This window comes from Brevundimonas sp. UBA2503 (assembly GCF_002341485.1).
GTDB classification, from domain to species: Bacteria; Pseudomonadota; Alphaproteobacteria; order Caulobacterales; family Caulobacteraceae; genus Brevundimonas; species Brevundimonas halotolerans.
In genome coordinates, this window is the sequence record NZ_DDOD01000025.1 from 71,704 (window position 1) to 71,942 (window position 239).

At 65.3% G+C, this 239-nt stretch carries 1 protein-coding gene; it reads right to left on the reverse strand.

Annotation, left to right across the window (positions count from 1 at the left end; translation table 11 throughout):
* On the reverse strand, window positions 1-239 hold a 239-nt coding region (locus B4K74_RS11845; protein ID WP_286693106.1), incomplete at both ends, for a 2-oxo acid dehydrogenase subunit E2.

Genomic DNA, 239 nt, shown 5'->3' on the forward strand with positions numbered 1-239 from the left:
TTCAGGATCGGCGTCGACATCAGCGAGCCATAGACGCCGCCATTGGTGATGGTGAAGGTGCCACCCTGCAGCTGGTCCAGCGTCAGGTCGCCGTCGCGGGCGGCGCGGCCCAGATCGCCGATGCCCTTTTCGATGCCGGCCAGCGAGCGGGTGTCGGCATCGCGCAGGACCGGCACGACCAGACCCTTTTCGGTGCCGACGGCGACGCCGATGTCATAGTGGTTCTTGTAGATGATGTC